We start from the raw sequence: 23,499 nt of genomic DNA on the forward strand, positions 1-23,499 counted from the left end.
ACAAAAATAGATAGATTGCCTAACAAATCACAACTTAATAGTTTAATTAAACAATTTTAAAACATAATCTAATATTATATAAATAAATAGATTTAACGTTTTCTACGGTAATACTGACAGCTTTCAATAGCTAAATAAAGCTGATAAAAAGCAAACCAATAAAAAAACATAATAGCTAAATTAATTAACAATTTATTTTATAATCTGATTTAGCTATTTAATTCTAGTATGAAAAATTTATTTTTCTTAATTTTATAGTAATAAAAAAAACAGTATCTTTATTTTAAAAATACTGTTTTTATTTTAATTTTTGACGTGATATTACTTAATTTTTATTCTGATGGCGTGATTTCCATTTGCCCCGCAATCCCTTTATCCGCATTTTCGAGTATTTGGCTATAATAAACAAAAGGGAAATGGGAATAAGAAGGCTGTTTTAGCTCAACTAATAATTCACTCTGTTTTTCGATCCACACTGTATCTTTCCAACCAAAATCAGCAGGCGCTGGTTTTTGTCCATCATGATTAATCACTTTAAAACGTGCACCTTCAATATGAAAAGGTTGTGGTGTTTCCACTGTCACTAACCAACGTTCCCAGCCATTTTGTTTACCGACAAGATCGATCCTTGATAACTCCCAACGCGCATTATTAATACCAGGAGGACTGTTTTGTAATTGGATCGTTCTCGGTTGAATTGAGGTGGTAATTTGTGTGTCATCCACCACCAACTGTTGTGGAACTTTATCGGTAACCAGTGACATCAGTCCAGTAGGCTTGATGGTTAGCACATTGGTATTGCGCAATAAGTTAGAAGGTTCAAAAATACCACGTAATCTATCCATAAATCCGGCACTTTGCCCAGCAGTGATAGTCACTTCTTCGCCTTCTGATAGATCAATAAGAATTTCACGTCGCTCACCCGGTGCCATAGGAATAGATTTCAATTCTACCGGTGACGTTAACAAACCTTGATCAGAGGCTATCAGATAGAGTGAGCGACCATCATTCGCCGATAACTCATAACGTCGAGCATTCGAGGCATTAACTAAGCGTAAACGAATCCAACCTCTTGATACTTCAATATAAGGATCTTCACAGCCATTCACTAATAATGTGTCACCATAAAATCCCTCTGTCGCGGCTTCTTTGTCGTACTGTGGCGTTCCAAAGTTATCAAGGCGTTTATCTTGAAGAATAATAGGAAAGTCATTTACCCCATAATGTTTAGGCAATGGTAACGATTTGCTCTCTTCGTCTTCAACAATCCACATGCCTACCAATCCGTTATAGACATGAGGCGCCATTTTAAAAGGCGTATTCGCATGATACCAGCAGGTGGCCGCTTTTTGACGAATAGGCAACACCGGTGACCAATAGGCTCCCGGAGACATCATCCTTGCAGCTCCACCTATTTGTGTTCCCGGAACTAATAAGCCACTTACGGTCATAGAAACGGGTTCATTAAGGCGATTGCTATAAATCAGTTTGACATCATCACCGCTTTTTACTTTGATTGTCGGACCCGGCATTGAGCCATTAATGCCCCAGACTTCTGTTTTTTGTGTGCCATCAAAGGCCCAATGCACTTTTTGTAACGTTACAAAAAGAGGCTGACCATTACGTGATTCAAGTAATGGGGGAATAGGTAGTTTTCTATCACTAACTGATCCTGCACGAACAGATGAAGATAATGAGCCCAGACATACCGCTAAGCCTGAAGCCTGTAAAAACTGGCGACGACTAAATGACATACTTTCTCCGCAACAAAATACCCATATTCCTATCCCACGAGTGAGGATCAACTGATAGGAAAAAAGCTGCTGTGATATTTAAAGACAAAAGACTTAAATCAAATTATGACAGCATAATAACGCGGATATGACATAAATCCTAAAAATAGTTGATAACTTAGTGCATTTTAATTTATTAAAGACAATATCCGTCCGAAAATCGGGATATATTCAAACGATCAATCAACCTATAACGTTTATTGTTAGCCATTATAAAGTATATAATTAAACCATTAAAATCATGATGTTATAAAAATGCCAAATCTAATCGATTTGGCATTAGGTATGATAAACAATTAAATAAATTACAGACCGTTAATTTAACTTACCTGCAAAATCGCGTTTATTCATTTCTTCCACTTCTTTATCAAGCTCTTCAATTTTAGCCTTCATGATCTGACGACAATCTTCAGCTAATTCTCTCACCTGATCTTTGTTATATTTTGATACATCAATGGGAGGCAACATTTCAACAATCACGTAGCCATTATTCCAGCGATTTAATTTTATCTTACCTTGTGTGGTAGAGACACAAACAGGCACAATAGGCACCCCCGCTTGCATCGCCGCGTGAAAAGCCCCTGTTTTAAAAGGTAATAAACCACGTCCTCGGCTACGTGTTCCTTCAGGAAACATCCATACAGAGATTTTTTTCGCTTTGATTTGCTCTGCAACCTGAGTGATGGTGCTATGGGCTTTAGAGCGATTACCTCTATCAATCAAAATATTGCCAGTGATCCAATAAAGCTGTCCAAAGAAAGGAATAAACACCAAGCTTTTTTTGCCCACCGTCACGGTATTAGGTTGTACCGCATTCGACATTGTCACCATATCAAAGTTATTTTGATGGTTACCAATATAGATACTGGGTCCATAACTTTTAGCTTCTTTAGGAAAACGCTCAACTAATTTGATCCCAAAGACATGTGATAATTTGCCGAATAAACGTCCATAAGTCATTACGTGTTTCGGATTTCTGGGAGAAAACATGCAATAGATCATCCCAAAAGTCACCACAATAATGGTGTACAGAATGACAATAATGCCTCGAATAATGGCTAGCATAAGCTTTTAGCGTCCTAATAATAAGTGGGTCATATGACCCACTAATCTACATTGAAAGTTAAAATTAATGAGTTTCGATATCTATATGATCGATACTTTGTGCACCACGAGGGAGCGAGGTTCCACGACGACCACGTTTGGCTTTAAATGTCTGTAATTCATTCATCGACATCGTGAGTTTACGTTTACCAAAATGCAATGTAACACTGGCATTTTCTGGTAATACCCGCAACCAAGCGACTTTATCTTCACCACTTGCAGCCTGTGAAGCAGGAATAGAAACCATTTGGTTACCTTTTCCTTTTACCATAGTTGGCAACTCAGAGGCTTCAAAAATCAGCATTCGCCCACCCTGAGTAATGATCATGATCAAATCACTCAATTCATCATTTAAGCGTTGAGGTGGTAATGGTAATGCATTTTCAGGTAATGTTAATAATGATTTACCAGCTCTATTTTTAGAGGTTAAGTCATCAATACTACAGATAAACCCATAACCAGCGTCGGATGCCATTAAGATCTTATCGCTACTTTCCCCCATCACTACATGACGTAATTGAGCCCCTTTTTGGACTTTTAATCGTCCAGTTAAATCATCACCTTTACTACGGCCTGATGGTAATGCGTCAACATCAACAGTATAACTTTGACCCGTGGTATCAATCAGATGTACCGCTTGATTGCTCATTCCTTCAACTGCGTCAAAATAATCATCCCCTGTTTTAAAGCCCACTGATTTCGCATCAATGTTATGGCCTTTTTGGCAACGGATAAGCCCTTTTTCGGACATGATCACGGTAACCGCTTCAGGGTGAAGATGTTTTAATGGGATAGGCTCATCGCCAACATCACCACTAAAATAGCTAATCTCTTCTGCTTTTAATGTTTGTTGTTGACCATCAACAGTAAATGTGAGGGCTTCATTTTTTGCTATTAACACGATTTGTTCGATAACATCACTTTGCTCTTTGCCTAATGCAACTAAGCGAGTGCCTCGACCTTTCTTATTCATCTCATTTAGATGTTCTGCAGATATCGCCAGAATACGTGTTTTATCGGTGATAATAACTAACCAATGTTGATTGTTTTTCTTTTCTGCATCGACTAAGAAAGGCGCTAGCAATTCTGTTTCATCTGAAACCGTTAACAGCCCTTTACCGGTTTTATTTTTTGTCTCCATCTCTTCATAACTGAGTACAGAGCCATAACCCTCTTTTGTTGCCAGTAAATACTCCTGTTTAGCGGCTCCCGCTAACATATATTTTACGCTGGCGTCAGGTGGGAAGGTCAATTTACCGGTTAAAGGCTCACCTTGGCTACGGCCTGATGGCATGTCATTGGGACTTAAACTATAGCTTCTACCCGTTGAATCAAGGAACAATACTGGCTGGTTGCTCATACCCCGTACCGCACTATGATAACTGTCTCCGGCACGATAACTCATGGTACTAGGATCAATTTCGTGCCCTTTCGCACTACGCACCCATCCCATTTCAGAAAGCACAATAGTCACAGGCTCTGATGGCAACATATCTTGTTCATTAACCACTTTCGCCTCTTCTTGAGGTCGAATAGGAGAACGTCGTTCATCACCAAACTCTTTAGCGTCTGCCTCTATCTCTTTTTTCAATAACGTATTGAGACGGCGAGGAGAATTTAACAGTTTTTCAATACTGTCGCGCTCTTTTTCCAGTTCATCACTTTCAGCTTGCAGTTTTATCTCTTCAAGCTTAGCTAAGTGACGTAAACGTAACTCTAAAATCGCTTCTGCTTGAATATCTGATAATGCAAAACGACGCATTAATTCCGCTTTTGGCTCATCTTCATAACGGATGATCTCAATCACTTCATCAATATTGAGATAAGCGATTAATAAACCTTTTAGAATTTCTAAACGGCGTAATACTTTTTCTAAGCGATGGTTTAAACGATTGGTTACGGTTTGACGGCGATAAACTAACCACTCATTTAAAATGGTTAATAGCCCTTTCACAGCAGGACGGTTATCTAACCCAATCATATTGAGGTTAACGCGATAACTTTTCTCTAAGTCTGTATTTACAAATAAGTAATACATGACTTGTTCTAAATCGACGCGATTACTACGAGGAACAATCACCAATCGAGTAGGATTTTCATGATCTGACTCATCACGTAAATCATCAACTAAAGGCAATTTTTTCGCTCGCATTAATGCAGCAATTTGTTCAAGTACCTTAGCACCAGAGACTTGATGAGGGAGAGCTGTTATCACCGCACAACCCTCTTCTTTTTGCCAAACAGCACGCATTCTAATAGAACCACGTCCTGTTTTATAAATCTTTTTGATATCCTCAGGAGCGGTGATCACTTCCGCTTCTGTTGGATAATCAGGTCCTTGTACATATTGCATAACATCAGATAACCCAGCATCAGGATTATCTAATAGCATGGTTAATGCTTGGCCGATTTCCCGCGCATTATGTGGCGGAATATCCGTTGCCATACCGACAGCAATCCCCGTTGTCCCATTTAATAAAATATTAGGTAAACGAGCAGGCAACATTTTTGGCTCTTGCAGGGTGCCATCAAAATTGGGGATCCAATCAACAGTACCATGTCCCAATTCGCTTAGCAGGATCTGTGAATATTTAGATAAGCGAGACTCGGTATAACGCATAGCTGCGAAAGATTTTGGATCATCCGGAGCCCCCCAGTTACCTTGCCCATCAATTAATGGATAACGATAAGAGAAGGGTTGCGCCATCAATACCATGGCTTCATAACAGGCGCTATCACCGTGGGGATGATATTTACCTAATACATCCCCCACTGTTCGTGCTGATTTTTTAAATTTAGCACTGCTGTTTAAACCTAATTCAGACATCGCATAGACGATACGACGCTGTACTGGCTTTAACCCATCGCCAATAAAAGGCAATGCACGATCCATAATCACGTACATTGAATAATTGAGATAGGCATTTTCCGTAAATAAGTGGAGCGGTTGGCGCTCTACACCATCATGAGTCAGTTCACTCATTCAATATTTTCCTCAGACGCTTGGTGAGTTCCATTACACTTCGATGTCAACTTCGTCGCCTTTTTCTTGCAACCAGTTACGGCGATCTTCAGAACGTTTTTTGGCAAGTAACATATCCATCATGCCCAACGTTTCTTGATAATTTTCATCATCAATCACCAATTGCACTAAACGACGTGTATTAGGATCAAGCGTTGTCTCACGTAATTGCAGTGGATTCATCTCACCTAAGCCTTTAAAGCGTTGCACATTTGGCTTACCTTTTTTACGGCTAAGGCGTTGCAAAATAGCGTTCTTTTCTGCTTCATCAAGGGCATAACTCACTTCTTTACCTAAATCGATACGATAAAGAGGTGGCATAGCCATATAGACATGACCTTGCTTTACTAATGCCGGGAAATGACGAACAAATAAAGCACAAAGCAAAGTGGCGATATGTAAACCATCGGAGTCCGCATCCGCAAGGATACAAATTTTTCCGTAACGTAATTGGCTTAAATCATCACTATCAGGATCCATCCCGATCGCCACAGAAATATCATGCACTTCTTGTGACGCTAATACTTCATCAGAAGAGACTTCCCAAGTATTAAGAATTTTACCACGTAGAGGCATAATCGCTTGATATTCACGATCGCGAGCTTGTTTAGCAGAGCCACCCGCTGAGTCCCCTTCAACTAAGAAGAGTTCGGTATAACGTAAATCTTGCGAAGTACAATCTGCTAATTTACCCGGCAATGCAGGCCCCGAAGTCAGTTTTTTTCTCACCACTTTTTTAGCCGCACGCATACGTCGTTGCGCACTGCTAATAGCCATTTCTGCGAGTAATTCACCGACTTGAACGTTTTGGTTTAACCATAAACTAAATGCATTTTTTACTGCACTAGCAACAAAGGCACTGGTTTGACGTGACGATAGACGCTCTTTGGTTTGTCCTGCAAATTGAGGATCTTGCATTTTTACTGATAACACATAAGCACAACGCTCCCATGTATCATCTGCGGTTAATTTAATGCCTCTTGGCAATAAATTATGGAATTCACAAAACTCGCGCATGGCATCTAATACACCTTGGCGCAAACCATTAACGTGTGTACCACCTTGTACGGTTGGAATGAGGTTCACATAACTTTCTGTGAGTAAATCACCGCCTTCCGGCAACCAAAGCATTGACCATTCAACGGCTTCGTTATCACCTTCAAATTTCCCTGTAAATGGCTCTTCAGGCAGGCGAACAAATTCAGCGACAGCTTCACTTAAATAGTCAGTTAAACCATCAGCGTAACACCACGTTTCTTGGGTATTATTGACTTTATCGGTAAAAGAGACATTGACGCCTGGGCACAACACCGCTTTGGCTTTTAATACATGAGATAAGCTTTTTGATGAGAAACGAGGAATATCAAAGTAAGTGCTATCCGGCCAGAAATGAACACTGGTTCCTGTATCTCGTTTAGCACACGTACCTATTTGATGTAGCTCTTCAACTTTATCACCGTTCTCAAAAGCAATTTGATATATTTTGCCTTCTCGGCGCACGGTGACTTCAATACGCTTTGATAACGCATTAACCACTGAGATCCCGACACCATGCAAGCCACCAGAGTATTGGTAGTTTTTATTGGAGAATTTTCCTCCGGCATGAAGATGGGCAAGGATCAGCTCAATAGCAGAGACTTTCAGTTCTGGATGGATATCAACCGGCATTCCTCGCCCATTGTCGATAACCTCAATAGATTGGTCTGCATATAAGATAACTTCGACCTTGGTTGCATGCCCCGCAAGCGCCTCGTCCACGCTATTATCTATCACTTCCTGTGCCAAATGGTTCGGTCTAGTGGTATCGGTATACATACCAGGACGCCGACGTACAGGCTCTAGACCATTAAGAACCTCAATATCCTTTGCATTATAACTTGATTGAGTCATTGTTTTAATCTGCGGTTCACTGTTTGAGAATACTGTTTATAATAACAGGTGTTAGCGGTAATATGATATTCATTTTTGAATTGAGACATCAACCCCAGTATTGCAGGTTAATGAGTCGAAAACGATGTTATTTTCAAAAACTGAACAATTTCCGGGAAAAAACGTTCAAAATTAACAAAAGCATGGTTTCCTCCCTGCTCTACTGTTTGCTTACAAGCGCCAAGATATGAAACCGCTTGACGATAATCAAGTATTTCATCTCCAGTTTGTTGAAGCAACCAAATAAGATCGGGGGAAGTTATCGTAGGAATACGTAAGGCAAGTAACTCATCCATATGGTGAGGTGCTAATCTATACTTTTGATGAGTATAAGGATTTTCATTATCGCCTAAAAAATCCTGTAGCAAATCAAACGGGCGAACCGCAGGATTCACCACCACTGCAGGTAAATGAAAACGTTGTGATAACCAAATAGCAAGATAGCCCCCCAGCGACGAGCCAATTAATCCTAACTTATCATTGGCATTATCTTTTACTAATTTTTCAATTAATTGAGCGGCTTGCTGAGGATAAGGGGGTAATTGGGGTACAAGTAGCTCAATATCAGGATGAGTGACTGATAACCATTGTTTAAACCCTTGCGCCTTGGCTGATTGAGGCGAGCTATTAAAACCATGTAAATAGAGGATACGAGACATGACTTAATAGCCATCCGCGTCAAGATCTGGACAAAAATCTTTACCCGCTAGACGATGTACTTGAGTATCAATATTCCTCTTACCCTGTGCAGATAATGATAACTCCAAATAGCGCCAACCTGGCGAAACGGTATCTAAAGAAAAATTAGTACAATGCGGGCGAAACTGAATACAGGTAGAGGGTGTTGCTAATAAGCGAATACCATTCCACATTTCATCCATTTCTTGATGAATATGACCACATAGCATCATTTTTATTTGAGGGTGATCTTTAACACGCTCAGCTAACTGGTGAGAGTTTCTTAAACTATGTTGATCTAACCAAGTACAGCCAGAAGGCATCGGATGATGATGCAATAAGATCACAGTATCTCTTTCTTTGTGGCTTTCTAGACAGCGTGTTAGCCAATCTAACTGACAGTCAGATAACTCGCCATGGGGAACACCTTGAATTTGGCTATCTAATAATAACAATTGCCAATGTTCACCAATTAACACTTGTTTTGCCGACAGAATGCCTGCCTGATTTAAAGCATCAATCATTGCTGGTTGATAATCATGATTACCGGGTAACCACACACAAGGTGAAGGTAATCTTGCAATCCCATCAGCAAAATGCTGATAAGCTGCAAAGGATTGATCTTGAACTAAATCCCCAGTAGCAACAATCAAATCAATCGATAACCCTTGCTGTTTAATCGCGTCCAATACCGCATGATAGCTACGATAGGTATTAATTCCCAACAAGGTATCATCCACATTAGCAAAAAGGTGGGTATCTGTGATTTGTAATATTCTAACGGTGTGTTGTTGATCCACCGACAATTCAAGCTGGCTTTCCAAAAGGTTTCCTTGTTTCTCTCTTACTAGCCGTTATTTTAACGTAATTTTGTATTAAAGATCTGCCACCCAATACACATTTCAAAAGATTATTGAGAAATATTCTCGCTACCAGTCACATTTTTTATCTCTTATGTTCAAGCTTAATCGATTGTATATTCATATACTTTAAAGATAATTACGTCATTTATCATATCTTTTCATAGTGACGAATAAAGTTTCTTTTGGCAATTATCACAACCAATCTTTTCTTAAGGTGACATGATGAAGCTGTAACCACTGAAGTGCGATGACGGAAGCGGCATTATCAATTATCCCTTCTTCAACCCATTGATAAGCCTGCTCTCGGCTGACGACATGAACACGAATATCTTCATTTTCACAAGCTAGCCCATGTATGCCTGTTGCTGTTGTGGCATCCACTTCCCCTACATAGACATACATCCGCTCACTGGTTCCTCCGGGGCTTGAAAGGTAACTTACAATGGGCTTACAACGACCTATTGTGATCCCCGCTTCTTCTGTGGCTTCCCGTCTTACCACCTCTTCAGGGCTTTCTCCTTCTTCCACCATGCCGGCAATCACTTCTAATAACCAAGGTGTTTGACTGGTTTCATAAGCTGGAATACGAATTTGTTCGATTAATACAACTTCGTCTCGTTTAGGATCATAAGCCAATAAAACACCCGCATGACCACGTTCGAACACTTCTCGCTTAACTTCGGCACTCCATCCTCCCTTAAATAAACGGTGTTTGAAACGATACTCGTTCATACGGAAAAAGCCTTTATAGAGTGTTTTTTTACTTATCAGCTCAACATCATTACGTGTATATAAAAATGGTGTATTTTCCTTTTTGTTCATACAATATTCCTCTGGTTATACTTAAGTCTTTTTTTATTGCATACGTTTAATACAGATTTAAAGATATTTGCCCGCAAATCCTGTAAAGTTAACCTAAAATAAAAGGATATGGCACAAATGGCTACCCCTACTTAGGGAAACAATCTGCTAGAATTGTTTCTATACAAGATTAACAGAGGCAACTCAGCGAAACTGTTGCAACAAGGAATTAAAATGAAAAAACTGCTCTCTCTTTTAGTCACGATGAGTTTGGCAGGGTTCAGCACTGCAAGTCAGGCTGAGGATCTGCTACAAGTTTATCAAAAAGCAAAGGACAGTAACCCAGAATTACGTAAGTCATTAGCTGAACGCAATCAAGCTTTTGAGAAAATCAATGAGGCACGTAGCCCATTATTACCACAATTAGGATTAGGCGCTTCTATTGATTATAAAAGTGGCTATCGTGATGCTAAAAATACCGAGTCTAACTCTCTTGGTGCGAATTTAACGCTGACTCAGACTATTTTTGATATGTCTTTATGGCGTCAATTGACCATGCAAGAAAAAACGGCGGGTATGAGTGATGTTACCTATCAAACAAGCCAACAACAGCTTATTTTAGATACCGCAACAGCTTATTTTAATGTTCTGCGTGCCATTGACTCCTTATCATTTATTGAAGCACAAAAAGAGCAGGTTTATCGCCAATTAGATCAAACTACACAGCGTTTTAATGTAGGGCTTGTTGCGATTACTGACGTACAAAATGCGCGTGCAAACTACGACAGCGTGTTGGCACAAGAAGTGGCTGGACGTAATGAACTGGATAACGCATTAGAAAAACTGCGCCAAGTCAGCGGTGTGTATTATATTAATCTGGCTTCACTTAATATCGCACGTTTTTCCACCACTCCACCAGACGCCATTGATAAACTGTTAAAAGACGCAGAAGAGCGTAACTTAAGTCTACTCAGTGCTCGTTTAGGTCAAGATTTAGCACGTGAAAATATTCGTTTAGCGCAATCAGGCCATTTGCCAACCGTAAATTTAAATGCTTCAACGGGTGTCTCAAACAGTCATAATCATGGTAGTGCTTTACCACCAGAAACACCTGCTAACAGCCGTAATAGCTATAATGGTCAAAGCAGCATCGGACTCTCTTTAAGCATTCCATTATATACAGGTGGCAGAACGAGCTCACAAGTAGAACAAGCTCAATATGGCTTTACCAGTGCCAGTGAGCAGTTAGAATCGGTATACCGCTCTATCGTACAAATTGCACGTTCTTCTTATAACAATATTTCAGCCTCCATCAGTAGCATTAAGGCCTATCAACAAGTGGTTGTGTCAGCGCAAAGCTCTTTAGATGCAACTGAAGCTGGCTATCAAGTGGGTACTCGTACTATTGTTGATGTCTTAAATGCGACCACAACGCTTTATGATGCTAAACAAAAATTATCAAGTGCACGTTACGACTATTTGATTAACCAATTAAATATTCAATATGCACGTGGTACCTTAAACGAAAATGACTTAATTCAGTTAAATAATGCGTTGGGTGAAGAGATTTCTACTTCCCCTGACAACATTATTCGTCCATTAACAAGTCCCGTACTGAATACGACAAATTAATCGTTAATAGACACCGTTAACCATCAAAACCGCTTACAGTGATATACGGGTAAGCGGTTTTTTTATACACTAGCGAGAAAAAACATTTTTGGTTACAAATAGATTAAAAATAAATTCACCTAATGCCCATTACTTAAGTTTATAAATAACCCAATCATTATTTGTTTAATAAATAGAGGATTTAGCTGATTTCATTGCCATTATCCCTATGAAGATCACAAATTTCTGCTAATCGCTGATGATTAGGTGTTTCTTATTTATTTTCTAACCTATTTAACCTATCCTAGCTTTTATTTTGAACGTTTTACTTTTTATGGATCTTACCAATATGACAATGAAACGTACCAAATCGATTAATCGCGATGCTTTTCGTAAAGCATTTCGCCCTTATCGTCTGGCGCCTGTTGCCATCGCCATCACCGCGGTATTCGCCCTTTCAGGGTGTGAAGAGAGTGATGAGACGGTTTCACTGTATATGAATGCACAAGAATGTGCGCAAGCGAATCCATCACAAGCAGCACAATGTGAAGATTCTTACCGCACGGCATTACAAGAAGCGCAACGTACTGCACCTAAATACGCAACAATGGAAGATTGTGTTGCTGAATTTGGTGATGCGCAATGTACACAAACTGCCTCAATTGATGGTAACCCCGTTAACACCGAAAACGCCAATAACCTCAACCCTGATAGTTCACAAATGGCACAAGCTAACTCTGGTGGTAGCTTCTTTATGCCACTGATGGCAGGTTATATGATGGGGCGTTTAATGGGTGGTGGCGCACCAGCACAGCCTTTATTTAGCTCGCGTAATCCAAGCAGCCCAGCTAATGGTAAGTTTGTTGATGCAACGGGTCGTAACTATGGTCCTGCTGTCGGTGGTCGTCAAATGAACGTCCCTAAAACAGCTATGACTCCAAAACCATCTACAACATCAACCATTACGCGTGGTGGCTTTGGTAATACCGTTTCACGACAAGCGGCAGCTCAACGTGCAAGCGCGACGAATAACAACCGTAGCTCAACAGGCTCCTCTTCATATCGTGCAGGTGGTTAATTAAACCATGAAACGCGAACAAATTATTGAACGTCCTGATTGGCGCGAAAAAGCCACTGAATATGGTTTTAACTTCCATACCATGTATGGCGAGCCTTACTGGTGTGAAGATGCTTATTATCAATTCTCAATGGAAGAAGTGGAAACATTAGAAGAAACCACGGAAGAGCTTCATCAGATGTGCTTACAAGTCGCTGATAAAGTGGCTAATAGTGAAGAGCTATTGACTCGTTTTCAAATTCCTCGCCATTGCTGGGATTTTGTCCGTGAGTCATGGAAAACCTCGCAACCATCGCTTTATTCACGTCTTGATTTAGCTTATGACGGTAAGGGGCCGGCAAAATTACTCGAAAATAATGCCGACACACCAACTTCATTGTATGAGTCTGCTTTTTTCCAGTGGATCTGGCTTGAAGATCAAATCAATGCGGGTCGTTTGCCACAAAATGCCGATCAATTTAATAGTATCCAAGAAAAATTGATCGACAGATTCGCTCAATTGCGTGATCAATATGGTATGCGTTATCTGCACATGTCATGTTGCCAAGATACGCAAGAAGATCGCGGTACCGTACAATATTTACAAGATTGTGCAGAAGAAGCCGAAGTCACTACCGATTTCGTTTTTATTGAAGATATTGGTTTAGGTGAACGGGGTGAGCTGACCGATCTACAAGACCAGATCATCAGCAATATGTTTAAACTCTATCCTTGGGAGTTTATGTTCCGTGAAGATTTCTCGACCAAACTTGCTGATGCAGGGATCCGTTGGTTAGAGCCAGCTTGGAAAAGTATTATTTCCAACAAATCGTTACTGCCAATGCTGTGGGAAATGTTCCCTAATCATCCTAATTTATTACCGGCTTATTTTTATGACGGTAAAGCGCCAGATTCATTATCACGCTATGTCATCAAACCGCTCTTTTCACGAGAAGGGGCGAATATTCGTATCGTTGAAAATGGTAAAGATATCGCTGTTGCTGATGGCCCTTACGGTGAAGAAGGCTTTATTGTTCAGGACTTCCATCCACTGCCAAAATTTGGTGATAGCTATACATTAATTGGTAGCTGGCTAGTTAACGACCAATCTGCAGGTATTTGTATTAGAGAAGATAAAGAGCTTATCACGCAAGATCTGTCTCGTTTCTATCCACATATTATCTTAGATTAATAACGCAATTGCTGTGATAGCAAAACTTATTGTCTAGCATTGACCCCCTCCCCGCCCTGAGCTAAAGGGCGGGGCTTTATGGCACACCTAAAAAATAAATTTAGGCTTAACATTCTATCAATTAGTTTTATTGAATATTTTACCCAATTTGAAAGGTCATCATGCTAAGTGATTTATTAATAATATCATTATTTAATAAAGTTACTTTTTCATCCGGCTGTTTTAAACCGAGTAGATATAATGCAGGTAAAAAATGTTCTGCTGTTGGGTGTGCGAGTTGCCCTTCTTGCGTTGATAAAATGGTAAAAAGCGCTTCAGGCACTTTATCACTTTGTAAACAGCGCTCTACTGTTTCACTAAAAGATAATGCCCAAGAGTAAGGCTCTGCTTGGTCATTTTGCCAATCCATCATTCTTAAATTATGAACGATATTTCCACTGCCAATCACTAATACACCTTCTCTACGTAGTTCAACCAGTTTTTTTCCAAACTCATAGTGCCACTGTGGCGATTGGTTAGCATCAATACTTAACTGAACAACAGGAATATTAGCATTAGGGTACATCTTCTCTAATATTCCCCAACTACCGTGATCGAATCCCCATTGCTCCATATCCAGTTTTAATTTCATCGGATCAATCAGATCTTCAATTAATGCAACGAGACCAATGGAGCCTTTTGCAGGATATTCTATTTGGTATAACTCTGGTGGAAATCCATAAAAATCATGAATTGTTTTAGGATGAGTCATCGCTGTAATATAAGTCCCTTGCGTATACCAATGCGCTGAGATGACTAATATTGCTTTAGGCTTAGGCAGTGTCTCTCCTAACGTCGTCCAGAGGCGAGTATATTTATTATCTTCCAATACATTCATTGGACTGCCATGTCCAACAAATAGCGCTGGCATCAATTTTCTGTCCATAATCACCTCTTATCATCTTGCTATCTATGGCATTTAGCATACTGCCTTCTTACTTGAAATATAGTCAAAGAAGTGTGAAATAGTTATTCAAAAAATATGAAAAAGCCACTTAGGGAAACTTAAGTGGCTTGAATAAGTGTGTGTGTGTTTTCAGTGTCGTTTTAACTTGTTAATTTCAGCCCGCTTTCTTCTCCTCGCGAAGACGATAAGCCACTAAATCTTCAATCGTTAACACTGGCATATCATGCTGTTTAGCAAAAGTGACAACTTCTGGCGCTCTGGCCATGGTGCCATCGTCATTGGTTAATTCACATAACACGGCAACAGGTTTAAAACCCGCTAACGTTGCTAAATCAATAGAAGCTTCAGTATGTCCACCACGTGTTAATACACCACCAGGTTGTGCTCGTAATGGGAATACGTGACCTGGACGATTTAAATCACTTGGTTTTGCATTATCAGCAGCAGCTGCACGTACTGTCGTTAAACGGTCTGCTGCTGAAACTCCCGTAGTCACCCCTTGGGCCGCTTCAATAGTTACCGTAAATGCGGTATGAAAATGACTGGTGTTATTTTCTACCATCATAGGTAAATCGAGTTGTTGACGGCGCTCTTCGGTAATACAGACACACACAATACCACTGCCATGACGAATAGACATCGCCATTTGTTCTGTGGTCATGGTTTCTGCGACAAATACCATATCGCCTTCATTTTCACGGTTCTCATCATCAAGCACCATCACACCTTTACCGGCACGAAGGGCTTCAAGCGCACGCTCAACACGCTCTAATGGAGAGCCAAATTCGGAAAGTAGCGTCTGATTCATGGTAAAAAAACCTCAATAATTAATGAAAGTTACCAGAACCAGGGCAGTCTTAGGAGTGGATCTCTGCTGTATAAATAGACAAGCAGAAACAACAGGAATGGATACAAGGATCCCACTGATGCTATTTTATTCTCTCCCATCCAGACTTTAACTGTCGGCTCCAGAATTACACTGGATCTGCTGACCTTTGCATCACATTGGTAATACAAAGCGCTCGCGGGCTTTACCTGATTATTCAGGTATCTACCGCCGGTGGGGACTTTCACCCCGCCCTGAGATAAACAGAGAAACTATACGCTTTAAAATAATAAGAGGCAATCCCAATCCACAATAACCCTTGTCAAATCACACTAATCTGTTATTGATAGGCAAATAATTTAACGATTTATCATAAAAATATAACAATAATATCGATATCAGGTTTTATTCCCACAGCCCTCATATTACACTTAGCATAGCTTTCTATTTTATTGTGAGGACTATCCATGCTGGACCCAAAAAAAATTGAACAAGTCGCTCGCCAAATCCAAAATGTACTACCACAAGGTATCAAAGATTTAGGTGATGATATTGATAAGAAAATCCGTGCAATACTTCAATCTCAATTAAACAAATTAGATTTGGTTAATCGCGAAGAATTTGATGTGCAAACACAAGTGCTGTTACGTACTCGCGAAAAATTGGCTCGTTTAGAGCAACGTTTAAATGAGTTGGAAGCAGGACAACAAGCGCCAGCGGAAGTTGCACAGATTGAAGAAGTTGATGTTATTGTTGAAACTGGGAATGACAGTAAAGCTTAGTTGATAGTGTAATAACACCCTGTGCCACATTCGGACAGGGTGTTTTCTCAAAAATAACTTTCATTTGTTAATAAATTCTCTTAGTTCGGCTATTGTTTGTTCTATTTTATCTTCAAAATCAATATCGAGGATATTAAAAAAAGCTTCGTAACCAATATCTTTAATTACTGTTTTACAGTAATATTTACTTTTACAATTATCAACCCCGATTGAAGGTAAATTAAATCTATTATTTTCTTCAGTATATTTTCTAAAAAACTCATCTTCTATATCTAAAAATGGACTATATAAGATATTATCTCCAGATACTTTACCTCGAGAGTCACCATCTAAAAAAGAAATCATATGTTTACTTTCACAAATAAAGTTTTCCCGCTTATTTCTTCTCATAAAATCTATAACATTTGAAGCACCACCTATATAAATAATCTTTACTGATTTATTTGTATCAATTTTAGAAATTAATCTTTTTAAATAAATTTCCAACATTATATCTTCTGTTAGAATATATTTATCATAATCTTTAAAACCAAAAAGCTCACCCACAATATAACTATATGAGACTTCTCTCATAATTAGCCTGGAATTAATATTCTCTAAATAAAATATAGACTCACCAACCTGTTGATATAACACTCTCATAATAGGAAGAGAATGTGTTGTAAATATTATTTTTTTCTTATATTTATCACACAAATTATTGAGGGCTTGTATTAATCTAACTTGAGCAGAGGCATCAAGAGAAATATCAATTTCATCTACAACAATTAATTTACAATCAGAAGTTACTGTCTTATATAGATTTATTACAAAGTACTCTCCAGAGCTAAAATAATCCTCTCTAATATATCTATATCCATCAAGAGGAAGAAAATAATACTTATTACCTCTTATTATTACCTCTTTGAGTGATGAGAATCTCTCTCCTATATAGATTTGGCTCAAAAAATAAATTATTTCTATATTTTTATTAAACTCTCCCTTAATATAACTCTCTCTTAATTCTTTATCAATATTACCTAAAACAGGAAAATTAGAGAAACGTTTTCCATAAGGAATAGGGAGTTCAACATTTAAAAAACTTTCATCAATAATATCTTTTGAATCAATTTCTCCGTTATTACAATAATAATGATAATTGTTTTTATTTATAGATATTGTTATATTAGTTTCTTTATTTATACTGAAAATTGAAGATGTCTTATTTAAGACACTTATATCTTTTAATAAGCATAATGATTTTACTATAGATGTTTTCCCTATTCCATTCCGGCCAGTTATACAAATTAAATTCCTATTGGAAAAATCGAAATCTAATAAAACATTATTAATGTGTTGTAATGATTTAATGTTTAGTGATATAAACATCACAAATCACCTTTATTTTTAATTAATTTATTAATTATTGAATTACCATATTTACGTCTTAGCTTATTTATATAAACTGGATCAACACCTAATGCATAAGATAATTTTCCAGCTAAAGAAAATATTGCACTCATTTCATCCATTTCTGAAAACTTGACAAATTTATCTTTATTATTAATAAGAAAAAATATTTTAACTTCTATCTCTTTTTTTAACTGACGACTTATCGAAAGAGTTCCTACAGGAGAAATGCTTATACCTAATATATTCCTTTCAAATTTTTTTGTTATTATTTTTGTTTTTTTATCATTTAAATGAAATACATTATCCTGATTATAATTCAATATATTATTAATCTCTTGGTTAATTGAATTCTTATCTAAGTTATTTTTACCTGATAAAATAATATCATCCGCATATCTTGTATATATTAAATCGTTATTTTTAGCAAAACAATCTATTTTACAATCAATATCATACATAACAAAATTACTTATAGCTGGTGATGACGAAAAACCTATAGGTAGTTTTTTATCTATAGTAACTAACTCTAATATTCTAGATAAATGAACCATTACATCATTTGTATCTAAAAAAGAAATATCTTTTACTTTTTCTATTATTTTATTTTTTATTAAGTCATAGCCTATAGATGGAAAAAAATTTTCAATATCTGTTTTATATATATAATTATTAAACCTATGAGGAGAAATACAATCTACTACATTAACTCCTTTTCGATAAGAGTAAACTAAATCTTTTCTAAACTCTATATTTTCAAAAATAAATTTAGATAAAAATAGTTGAATTGTTTTTAATTCATCACTGATTGAATAACATTTTTTATTATTAAAATTAAATTCTTTAATATGATCATTTAAAGATAATGTATAAAATTGTTCGAAACTCTCTTTTCCATTAAAATAAAAATTAAAGACTTCCTCTAATTTCATATTCTTTCCCCCTATATATTAGAAAGGGTGAAGAATCTCTCTTCACCCTTTCTAATATATTTATACTGCCTTTAGGGACTCCCTTTATGACTGGAGATAACTCGCTAGTCAGGAGTATGGTTATATTATAGCCATTTCCAACATAAACGGCAAGTACATCCAACAAAAGCACTCATTAGAGTGCCCTTTCAATTATAATAAACAGCTTAATTATTTCTTTTTAATGGCATTAATAATATTAGTTGTGGAAATACCATCTTCAAAATTAAGTACTTTCACTTCACCACCCGCAGCCCACACCTCTTTACTGCCAGCAATGTCTTCGGGTTTATAATCGCCACCTTTTACTAAAATATCAGGCAATACTGATGCAATTAAACGCTGTGGGGTATCTTCTTCAAACGCGACAACCCAATCAACCGCCCCTAACGCGCCTAATACGGTCATTCGTTGCTCTAATGGGTTTACTGGGCGACTCTCACCTTTTAAGCGTTTAGTTGATGCATCACTATTTACCGCAACAATCAGGCGATCACCCAATTTACGTGCATTAGCTAAATAACTAACATGTCCAGCATGAAGAATATCAAAACAACCATTTGTCATCACTATGCGCTCACCACGTTGACGCGCTAAAGCAACCGCTTGTTTGAGTTGTGACTCTTCCATAATACCAAAGCCGTTATCAGCACGCCCGCGAATAGCATTTTCAAGCTCAATAGGAGAAACCGTTGACGTTCCCAGTTTCCCCACAACCACACCAGCCGCAGCGTTGGCAAGAAAGCACGCTTCCGCTAATGGTTTGCCTGCAGCTAACGCAGTGGCAAGCACACCGATAACCGTATCTCCCGCCCCTGTCACATCATAAACTTCTTGTGCTTGAGTGGGTAAATGCAATGGCGCTTCATTGGCTTGTAATAAACTCATGCCCCGCTCTGAACGAGTGATCAATAGTGCATCAAGTGCTAAATCTTTTACTAGTTGAGTGCCCTTTTCTACTAGCTCATCATCTGTATGACAAACGCCCACCACTTGCTCAAACTCTGACATATTCGGTGTTAATAGTGTGGCACCACGGTAGCGTTCAAAATCACTGCCTTTAGGATCGATTAGTACCGGCACACCTGCTTTTTTAGCTAATTGGATCATTTGCTGTACGTGAGAAAGTGCACCTTTAGCATAATCCGATAAAATTAAGGCACCCATTGAGGGTAATGCTTGTTGAATACGCTCATAAATTGGCTCTGGAGAGACATTGCTAAATCCCTCTTCAAAATCAAGGCGGATAAGTTGTTGGTTACGTGATAGGACACGTAATTTAGTAATAGTTGGATGTGTCGCAATAGAGACGAAATCACAACGCACATTAACCTGACTTAATGTATTGCTTAATGCTTTTGCCGCTTCATCGATGCCGGTTAACCCCACCAAACGAGAATTAGCCCCTAAAGAAGCAATATTCATTGCAACGTTAGCTGCACCACCCGGACGCTCTTCTATGGTATCTACTTTTACCACAGGCACAGGTGCTTCTGGTGAGATCCGACTTGTAGGACCATACCAATAACGGTCTAACATGACGTCACCGACAACCAGCACATTGGCTTTATTAAAATCCGGCAGCGTTACTTTCATCCCATACTCCACATTATTTTCAAAAATAAGCCGAAATAATACCATAACTTGTTACGCAAAAAGCGAAACTCATCAGAATAGTGTGAACAAAAAAGAGCGTTTATTCATCTAACCATTTTTGTTTACTACTCAATACCCATTGCCGTTCTGTAATAAAACAATCTCCATCAACAACCGCAGGTAATGTTTGTAATGCAAGATGATGAAGCTCATTACGTAGGGTGACATAAGCTTGAGTTAATAACTGAGCCTCTTGTTCACTCATCACTTGGTATTTTGCCATTAATTCCAAAATTCGCACATTATCAGACCAACGGGTCAAAGCCGGATATTGATGTGAAAAGCGCAATACCAAATATTGTGCGATAAACTCAATATCAGTGATCCCCCCTGATGAGGCTTTTAAATCAAATGTATTGCTTTGAGTGGGTGCCAAATGCTGTACCATTTTTTGGCGCATCTCACGCACTTCCTGCTGCAATACAGTTGCGTTACGTGCTAAACATAATGTTTCATGGCGAGTACGTGCAAACATCTGCTGTAATTGGTCATCGCCATAAATCATTCTTGCACGAATTAATGCTTGATGCTCCCAAGTCCAAGCTTCATTTTTCTGATACTCATCAAAGGCTTGAATAGTACTTACCAACATACCTGATTCACCGGAAGGACGTAAGCGTGCATCTACTTCATATAACACGCCGGAAGAGGTTCTGGTGCTAAATAGATGAATAATACGCTGCGCTAAACGTAAATAGAATTGGCGAGCATCAATCTGTTTTGCCCCCGTTGTCAGAATATTCATTGGGCAATCTAATAAAAAAACCAAATCTAAATCAGAACTATACCCTAATTCCCAGCCCCCTAATTTGCCATACCCAACGACCGCAAAACCTAAACCGTCTCGTTGCGCTAAATGCGCAGGTTCCCCATAGCGTTTCACCATATAGGACCATGCTTGGTGAACAACGGCATGGATAATGGCTTCCGCTAAATAGGTTAGGTGATCGCTGACTTTCATCACCGGTAATACTCCTGCAATATCCTCTGCGGCAATACGCAATAGCTGGGCTTGTTTAAATTGGCGTAATGCTTCTAAACGTTGCTCTTCATCTTCTTCTGGCACACGCAATAAATATTGACGTAATTCGTCCTGATAGGCATTTAATGGTAATGGTTGATAGAGGGAATGAGGATCGAGTAATTCATCCAATAATAATGGATGTCGTGTTAATTGTTCAGCAATCATCGGTGATGCAGCACATAAGCGCACTACGTGGGTTAATACTTCATCAGACTCTTGCATTAACTCTAGATAAGTGGTTCGACTTACAATGCCCAATAGCAACGGGGTGATACGCTGTAAGATCACCAACGCTTGTGGTTGAAGGCACACTTTAGCCAATAACTTAGGCATTAGCGCATCAAGCACATCACGCCCTCTAGGCCCTATAGTACGTTTACTGATATCTTGGCGAAACAGTTGCAGTGTTTGACAAATAGCTTGCCTATCTTCTGCCGTTAGCCCTTGATGAAAAAGCGTTGCGCTATCAGGTAAACGCCCTAATAACCATAATCGCTTAAATTCGCTGACATCTTCTTCATCTTCATTTTCATCATCTTCGCCAATCAGTTGCGTAAAAATAACGGAAACAGCCTGCATTTTTTGGTTAATTTGTTGATAGAGCATTTGCCAATCGTCAAATCCCATCGCAAACGCCAGTCGTGCCTTATCTTCAAGATTGTCAGGTAACGTTTGTGTTTGTTGATCCGCAATAGATTGAAGAAGATTTTCTAATCGACGTAAGAAAAGATAGCTATCTGCTAACTGTGATGTTTCTTGTGCAGAGAGTAATTCCAATTTAGCAATGACATTAAGCACCGTTAATAGTGAATGACTTTGTAGCTCAGGCTCTCTACCGCCTCGAATTAATTGAAAAACCTGAGTAATAAATTCAATTTCACGTATCCCCCCCGCCCCAAGCTTTATATTATCAATCATCCCTCGACGACGTACTTCACGACTTATCATCGATTTCATATTACGAAGAGATTGGATCACACTAAAATCGATATAGCGACGATAAACGAAAGGGCGCAACATTTGGCGTAAGATTTGGCAATACTCTTTTTTTTCTGCCCCCAAAACACGCGCTTTTACCATTGCATAGCGCTCCCAATCACGTCCTTGCTCTTGATAATAATCTTCAAGCGCGGCAAAGCTCATCACTAAAGGGCCACTTTCGCCAAAAGGACGTAAACGCATATCTACACGATAAACAAAACCATCCATTGTATGTTGATCTAACACTTTAATCAGTTTTTGCCCTAATCGGGTAAAAAACTGAGCATTATCTAATTCACGTCGCCCACCTTGAGTCACACCATTTTCAGGATAGGCAAAAATAAGATCGATATCAGAAGAGAAATTCAGTTCAAGTCCACCTAACTTGCCCATTCCCAAAATAAGTAATGGCTGAGGTTTTCCCTCTCTATCACAAGGCGTTCCCCACTGTTGGCAACATTGCTGATATAGCTTATCTTTGGCGACACTAATCAAGGTTTCCGCGAGTACACTCAATTGCTTGAGCGTACAGGGTGTATCACAGAGTTGGAAAAATTGTGACCAGGCAATACGCACTAATTGTTGATGACGGAACTGTCGTAAAATGGCCATCAAGTCATCTTCATTATCAACATGAGTGAGTTGTTGCTTTAATTGAGATGAGTAATTTTGCCACTCATCACTAACAGGTGGTGTTTGTCTGATTTCCGTTAACCAGTGAGGATTGACACGTAAATGCTCGGTTGCAAAAGGGCTAAAGGCAAAAAATTGCTGCTCTCGCTCACTAAAAGGGGCAAGCTCGTTGAGCTTTGTAGAAAACGTGCATTGTGCTTTATCCCATAATTGTTGAAACACACTGTTAGCAGACATAATA

At 38.7% G+C, this 23,499-nt stretch carries 17 protein-coding genes and 1 riboswitch; of the genes, 4 read left to right on the forward strand and 13 right to left on the reverse strand.

Annotation, left to right across the window (positions count from 1 at the left end):
- Nucleotides 1-332: 332 nt before the first annotated feature.
- From ftsP to nudF, 7 genes are all read right to left on the reverse strand, one after another.
- The gene (gene ftsP / locus PMI_RS11585) at nucleotides 333-1,754 is read right to left on the reverse strand and encodes a cell division protein FtsP (protein WP_004250218.1); all 1,422 of its coding nucleotides are present in this window, start codon (nucleotides 1,752-1,754) and stop codon (nucleotides 333-335) included.
- Nucleotides 1,755-2,108: 354 nt separating this feature from the next.
- Entirely contained in the window at nucleotides 2,109-2,858 is a 750-nt protein-coding gene (locus PMI_RS11590; protein ID WP_004245551.1) for a 1-acylglycerol-3-phosphate O-acyltransferase, read from the reverse strand.
- 64 nt (nucleotides 2,859-2,922) lie between these two features.
- On the reverse strand, nucleotides 2,923-5,880 hold the full coding sequence (gene parC / locus PMI_RS11595; protein ID WP_004245552.1) for a DNA topoisomerase IV subunit A: 2,958 nt from the start codon (nucleotides 5,878-5,880) through the stop codon (nucleotides 2,923-2,925).
- A 33-nt stretch (nucleotides 5,881-5,913) separates the two neighbouring features.
- Nucleotides 5,914-7,809 (reverse strand): DNA topoisomerase IV subunit B, encoded by a 1,896-nt coding sequence (parE, locus tag PMI_RS11600; protein ID WP_004245554.1) that lies wholly within the window; start codon nucleotides 7,807-7,809, stop codon nucleotides 5,914-5,916.
- A 107-nt stretch (nucleotides 7,810-7,916) separates the two neighbouring features.
- Nucleotides 7,917-8,507 (reverse strand): esterase YqiA, encoded by a 591-nt coding sequence (yqiA, locus tag PMI_RS11605; RefSeq protein WP_004245556.1) that lies wholly within the window; start codon nucleotides 8,505-8,507, stop codon nucleotides 7,917-7,919.
- Between the two features lie 3 nt (nucleotides 8,508-8,510).
- Entirely contained in the window at nucleotides 8,511-9,350 is an 840-nt protein-coding gene (gene cpdA, locus PMI_RS11610; protein WP_004250217.1) for a 3',5'-cyclic-AMP phosphodiesterase, read from the reverse strand.
- A 231-nt stretch (nucleotides 9,351-9,581) separates the two neighbouring features.
- A complete protein-coding gene (gene nudF / locus PMI_RS11615; RefSeq protein ID WP_004245558.1) occupies nucleotides 9,582-10,211 on the reverse strand; it encodes an ADP-ribose diphosphatase in 630 nt (209 codons plus the stop codon).
- Between the two features lie 213 nt (nucleotides 10,212-10,424).
- Between nudF and tolC the strand changes: the two genes are divergently transcribed.
- From tolC to PMI_RS11630, 3 genes are all read left to right on the forward strand, one after another.
- Nucleotides 10,425-11,822, forward strand: a complete 1,398-nt coding sequence (gene tolC / locus PMI_RS11620; RefSeq protein WP_004245559.1) for an outer membrane channel protein TolC — start codon at nucleotides 10,425-10,427, stop codon at nucleotides 11,820-11,822.
- A 328-nt stretch (nucleotides 11,823-12,150) separates the two neighbouring features.
- Nucleotides 12,151-12,879: a DUF1190 family protein gene (locus tag PMI_RS11625; protein ID WP_004249472.1), complete on the forward strand. Its 729-nt coding sequence runs from the start codon at nucleotides 12,151-12,153 to the stop codon at nucleotides 12,877-12,879.
- Nucleotides 12,880-12,886: 7 nt separating this feature from the next.
- Nucleotides 12,887-14,050 (forward strand): glutathionylspermidine synthase family protein, encoded by a 1,164-nt coding sequence (locus PMI_RS11630; RefSeq protein ID WP_012368326.1) that lies wholly within the window; start codon nucleotides 12,887-12,889, stop codon nucleotides 14,048-14,050.
- Nucleotides 14,051-14,189: 139 nt separating this feature from the next.
- Here the strand turns inward: PMI_RS11630 and ygiD are convergent, their stop codons facing one another.
- Nucleotides 14,190-14,975: a 4,5-DOPA-extradiol-dioxygenase gene (ygiD, locus tag PMI_RS11635; RefSeq protein WP_004249471.1), complete on the reverse strand. Its 786-nt coding sequence runs from the start codon at nucleotides 14,973-14,975 to the stop codon at nucleotides 14,190-14,192.
- Between the two features lie 175 nt (nucleotides 14,976-15,150).
- A complete protein-coding gene (gene ribB / locus PMI_RS11640; protein ID WP_004245565.1) occupies nucleotides 15,151-15,804 on the reverse strand; it encodes a 3,4-dihydroxy-2-butanone-4-phosphate synthase in 654 nt (217 codons plus the stop codon).
- Between the two features lie 124 nt (nucleotides 15,805-15,928).
- Nucleotides 15,929-16,088, reverse strand: a riboswitch (FMN riboswitch).
- Between the two features lie 201 nt (nucleotides 16,089-16,289).
- Here ribB and ubiK point away from each other — a divergent pair.
- Nucleotides 16,290-16,604, forward strand: a complete 315-nt coding sequence (ubiK, locus tag PMI_RS11645; RefSeq protein ID WP_004249470.1) for a ubiquinone biosynthesis accessory factor UbiK — start codon at nucleotides 16,290-16,292, stop codon at nucleotides 16,602-16,604.
- A gap of 60 nt (nucleotides 16,605-16,664) precedes the next feature.
- Here the strand turns inward: ubiK and PMI_RS11650 are convergent, their stop codons facing one another.
- From PMI_RS11650 to glnE, 4 genes are all read right to left on the reverse strand, one after another.
- The gene (locus tag PMI_RS11650) at nucleotides 16,665-17,972 is read right to left on the reverse strand and encodes an AAA family ATPase (protein ID WP_004250215.1); all 1,308 of its coding nucleotides are present in this window, start codon (nucleotides 17,970-17,972) and stop codon (nucleotides 16,665-16,667) included.
- A complete protein-coding gene (locus PMI_RS11655) occupies nucleotides 17,972-18,925 on the reverse strand; it encodes a reverse transcriptase domain-containing protein (RefSeq protein ID WP_004250214.1) in 954 nt (317 codons plus the stop codon). Before PMI_RS11655 ends, PMI_RS11650 begins: the two co-directional genes overlap by 1 nt.
- A 210-nt stretch (nucleotides 18,926-19,135) precedes the next feature.
- The gene (hldE, locus tag PMI_RS11660; RefSeq protein WP_004249466.1) at nucleotides 19,136-20,560 is read right to left on the reverse strand and encodes a bifunctional D-glycero-beta-D-manno-heptose-7-phosphate kinase/D-glycero-beta-D-manno-heptose 1-phosphate adenylyltransferase HldE; all 1,425 of its coding nucleotides are present in this window, start codon (nucleotides 20,558-20,560) and stop codon (nucleotides 19,136-19,138) included.
- 100 nt (nucleotides 20,561-20,660) lie between these two features.
- Nucleotides 20,661-23,495: a bifunctional [glutamate--ammonia ligase]-adenylyl-L-tyrosine phosphorylase/[glutamate--ammonia-ligase] adenylyltransferase gene (gene glnE / locus PMI_RS11665; RefSeq protein WP_012368328.1), complete on the reverse strand. Its 2,835-nt coding sequence runs from the start codon at nucleotides 23,493-23,495 to the stop codon at nucleotides 20,661-20,663.
- Between the last annotated feature and the right edge of the window lie 4 nt (nucleotides 23,496-23,499).

The sequence above is a fragment of the Proteus mirabilis HI4320 genome (genome assembly GCF_000069965.1).
Classification (GTDB): Bacteria; Pseudomonadota; Gammaproteobacteria; order Enterobacterales; family Enterobacteriaceae; genus Proteus; species Proteus mirabilis.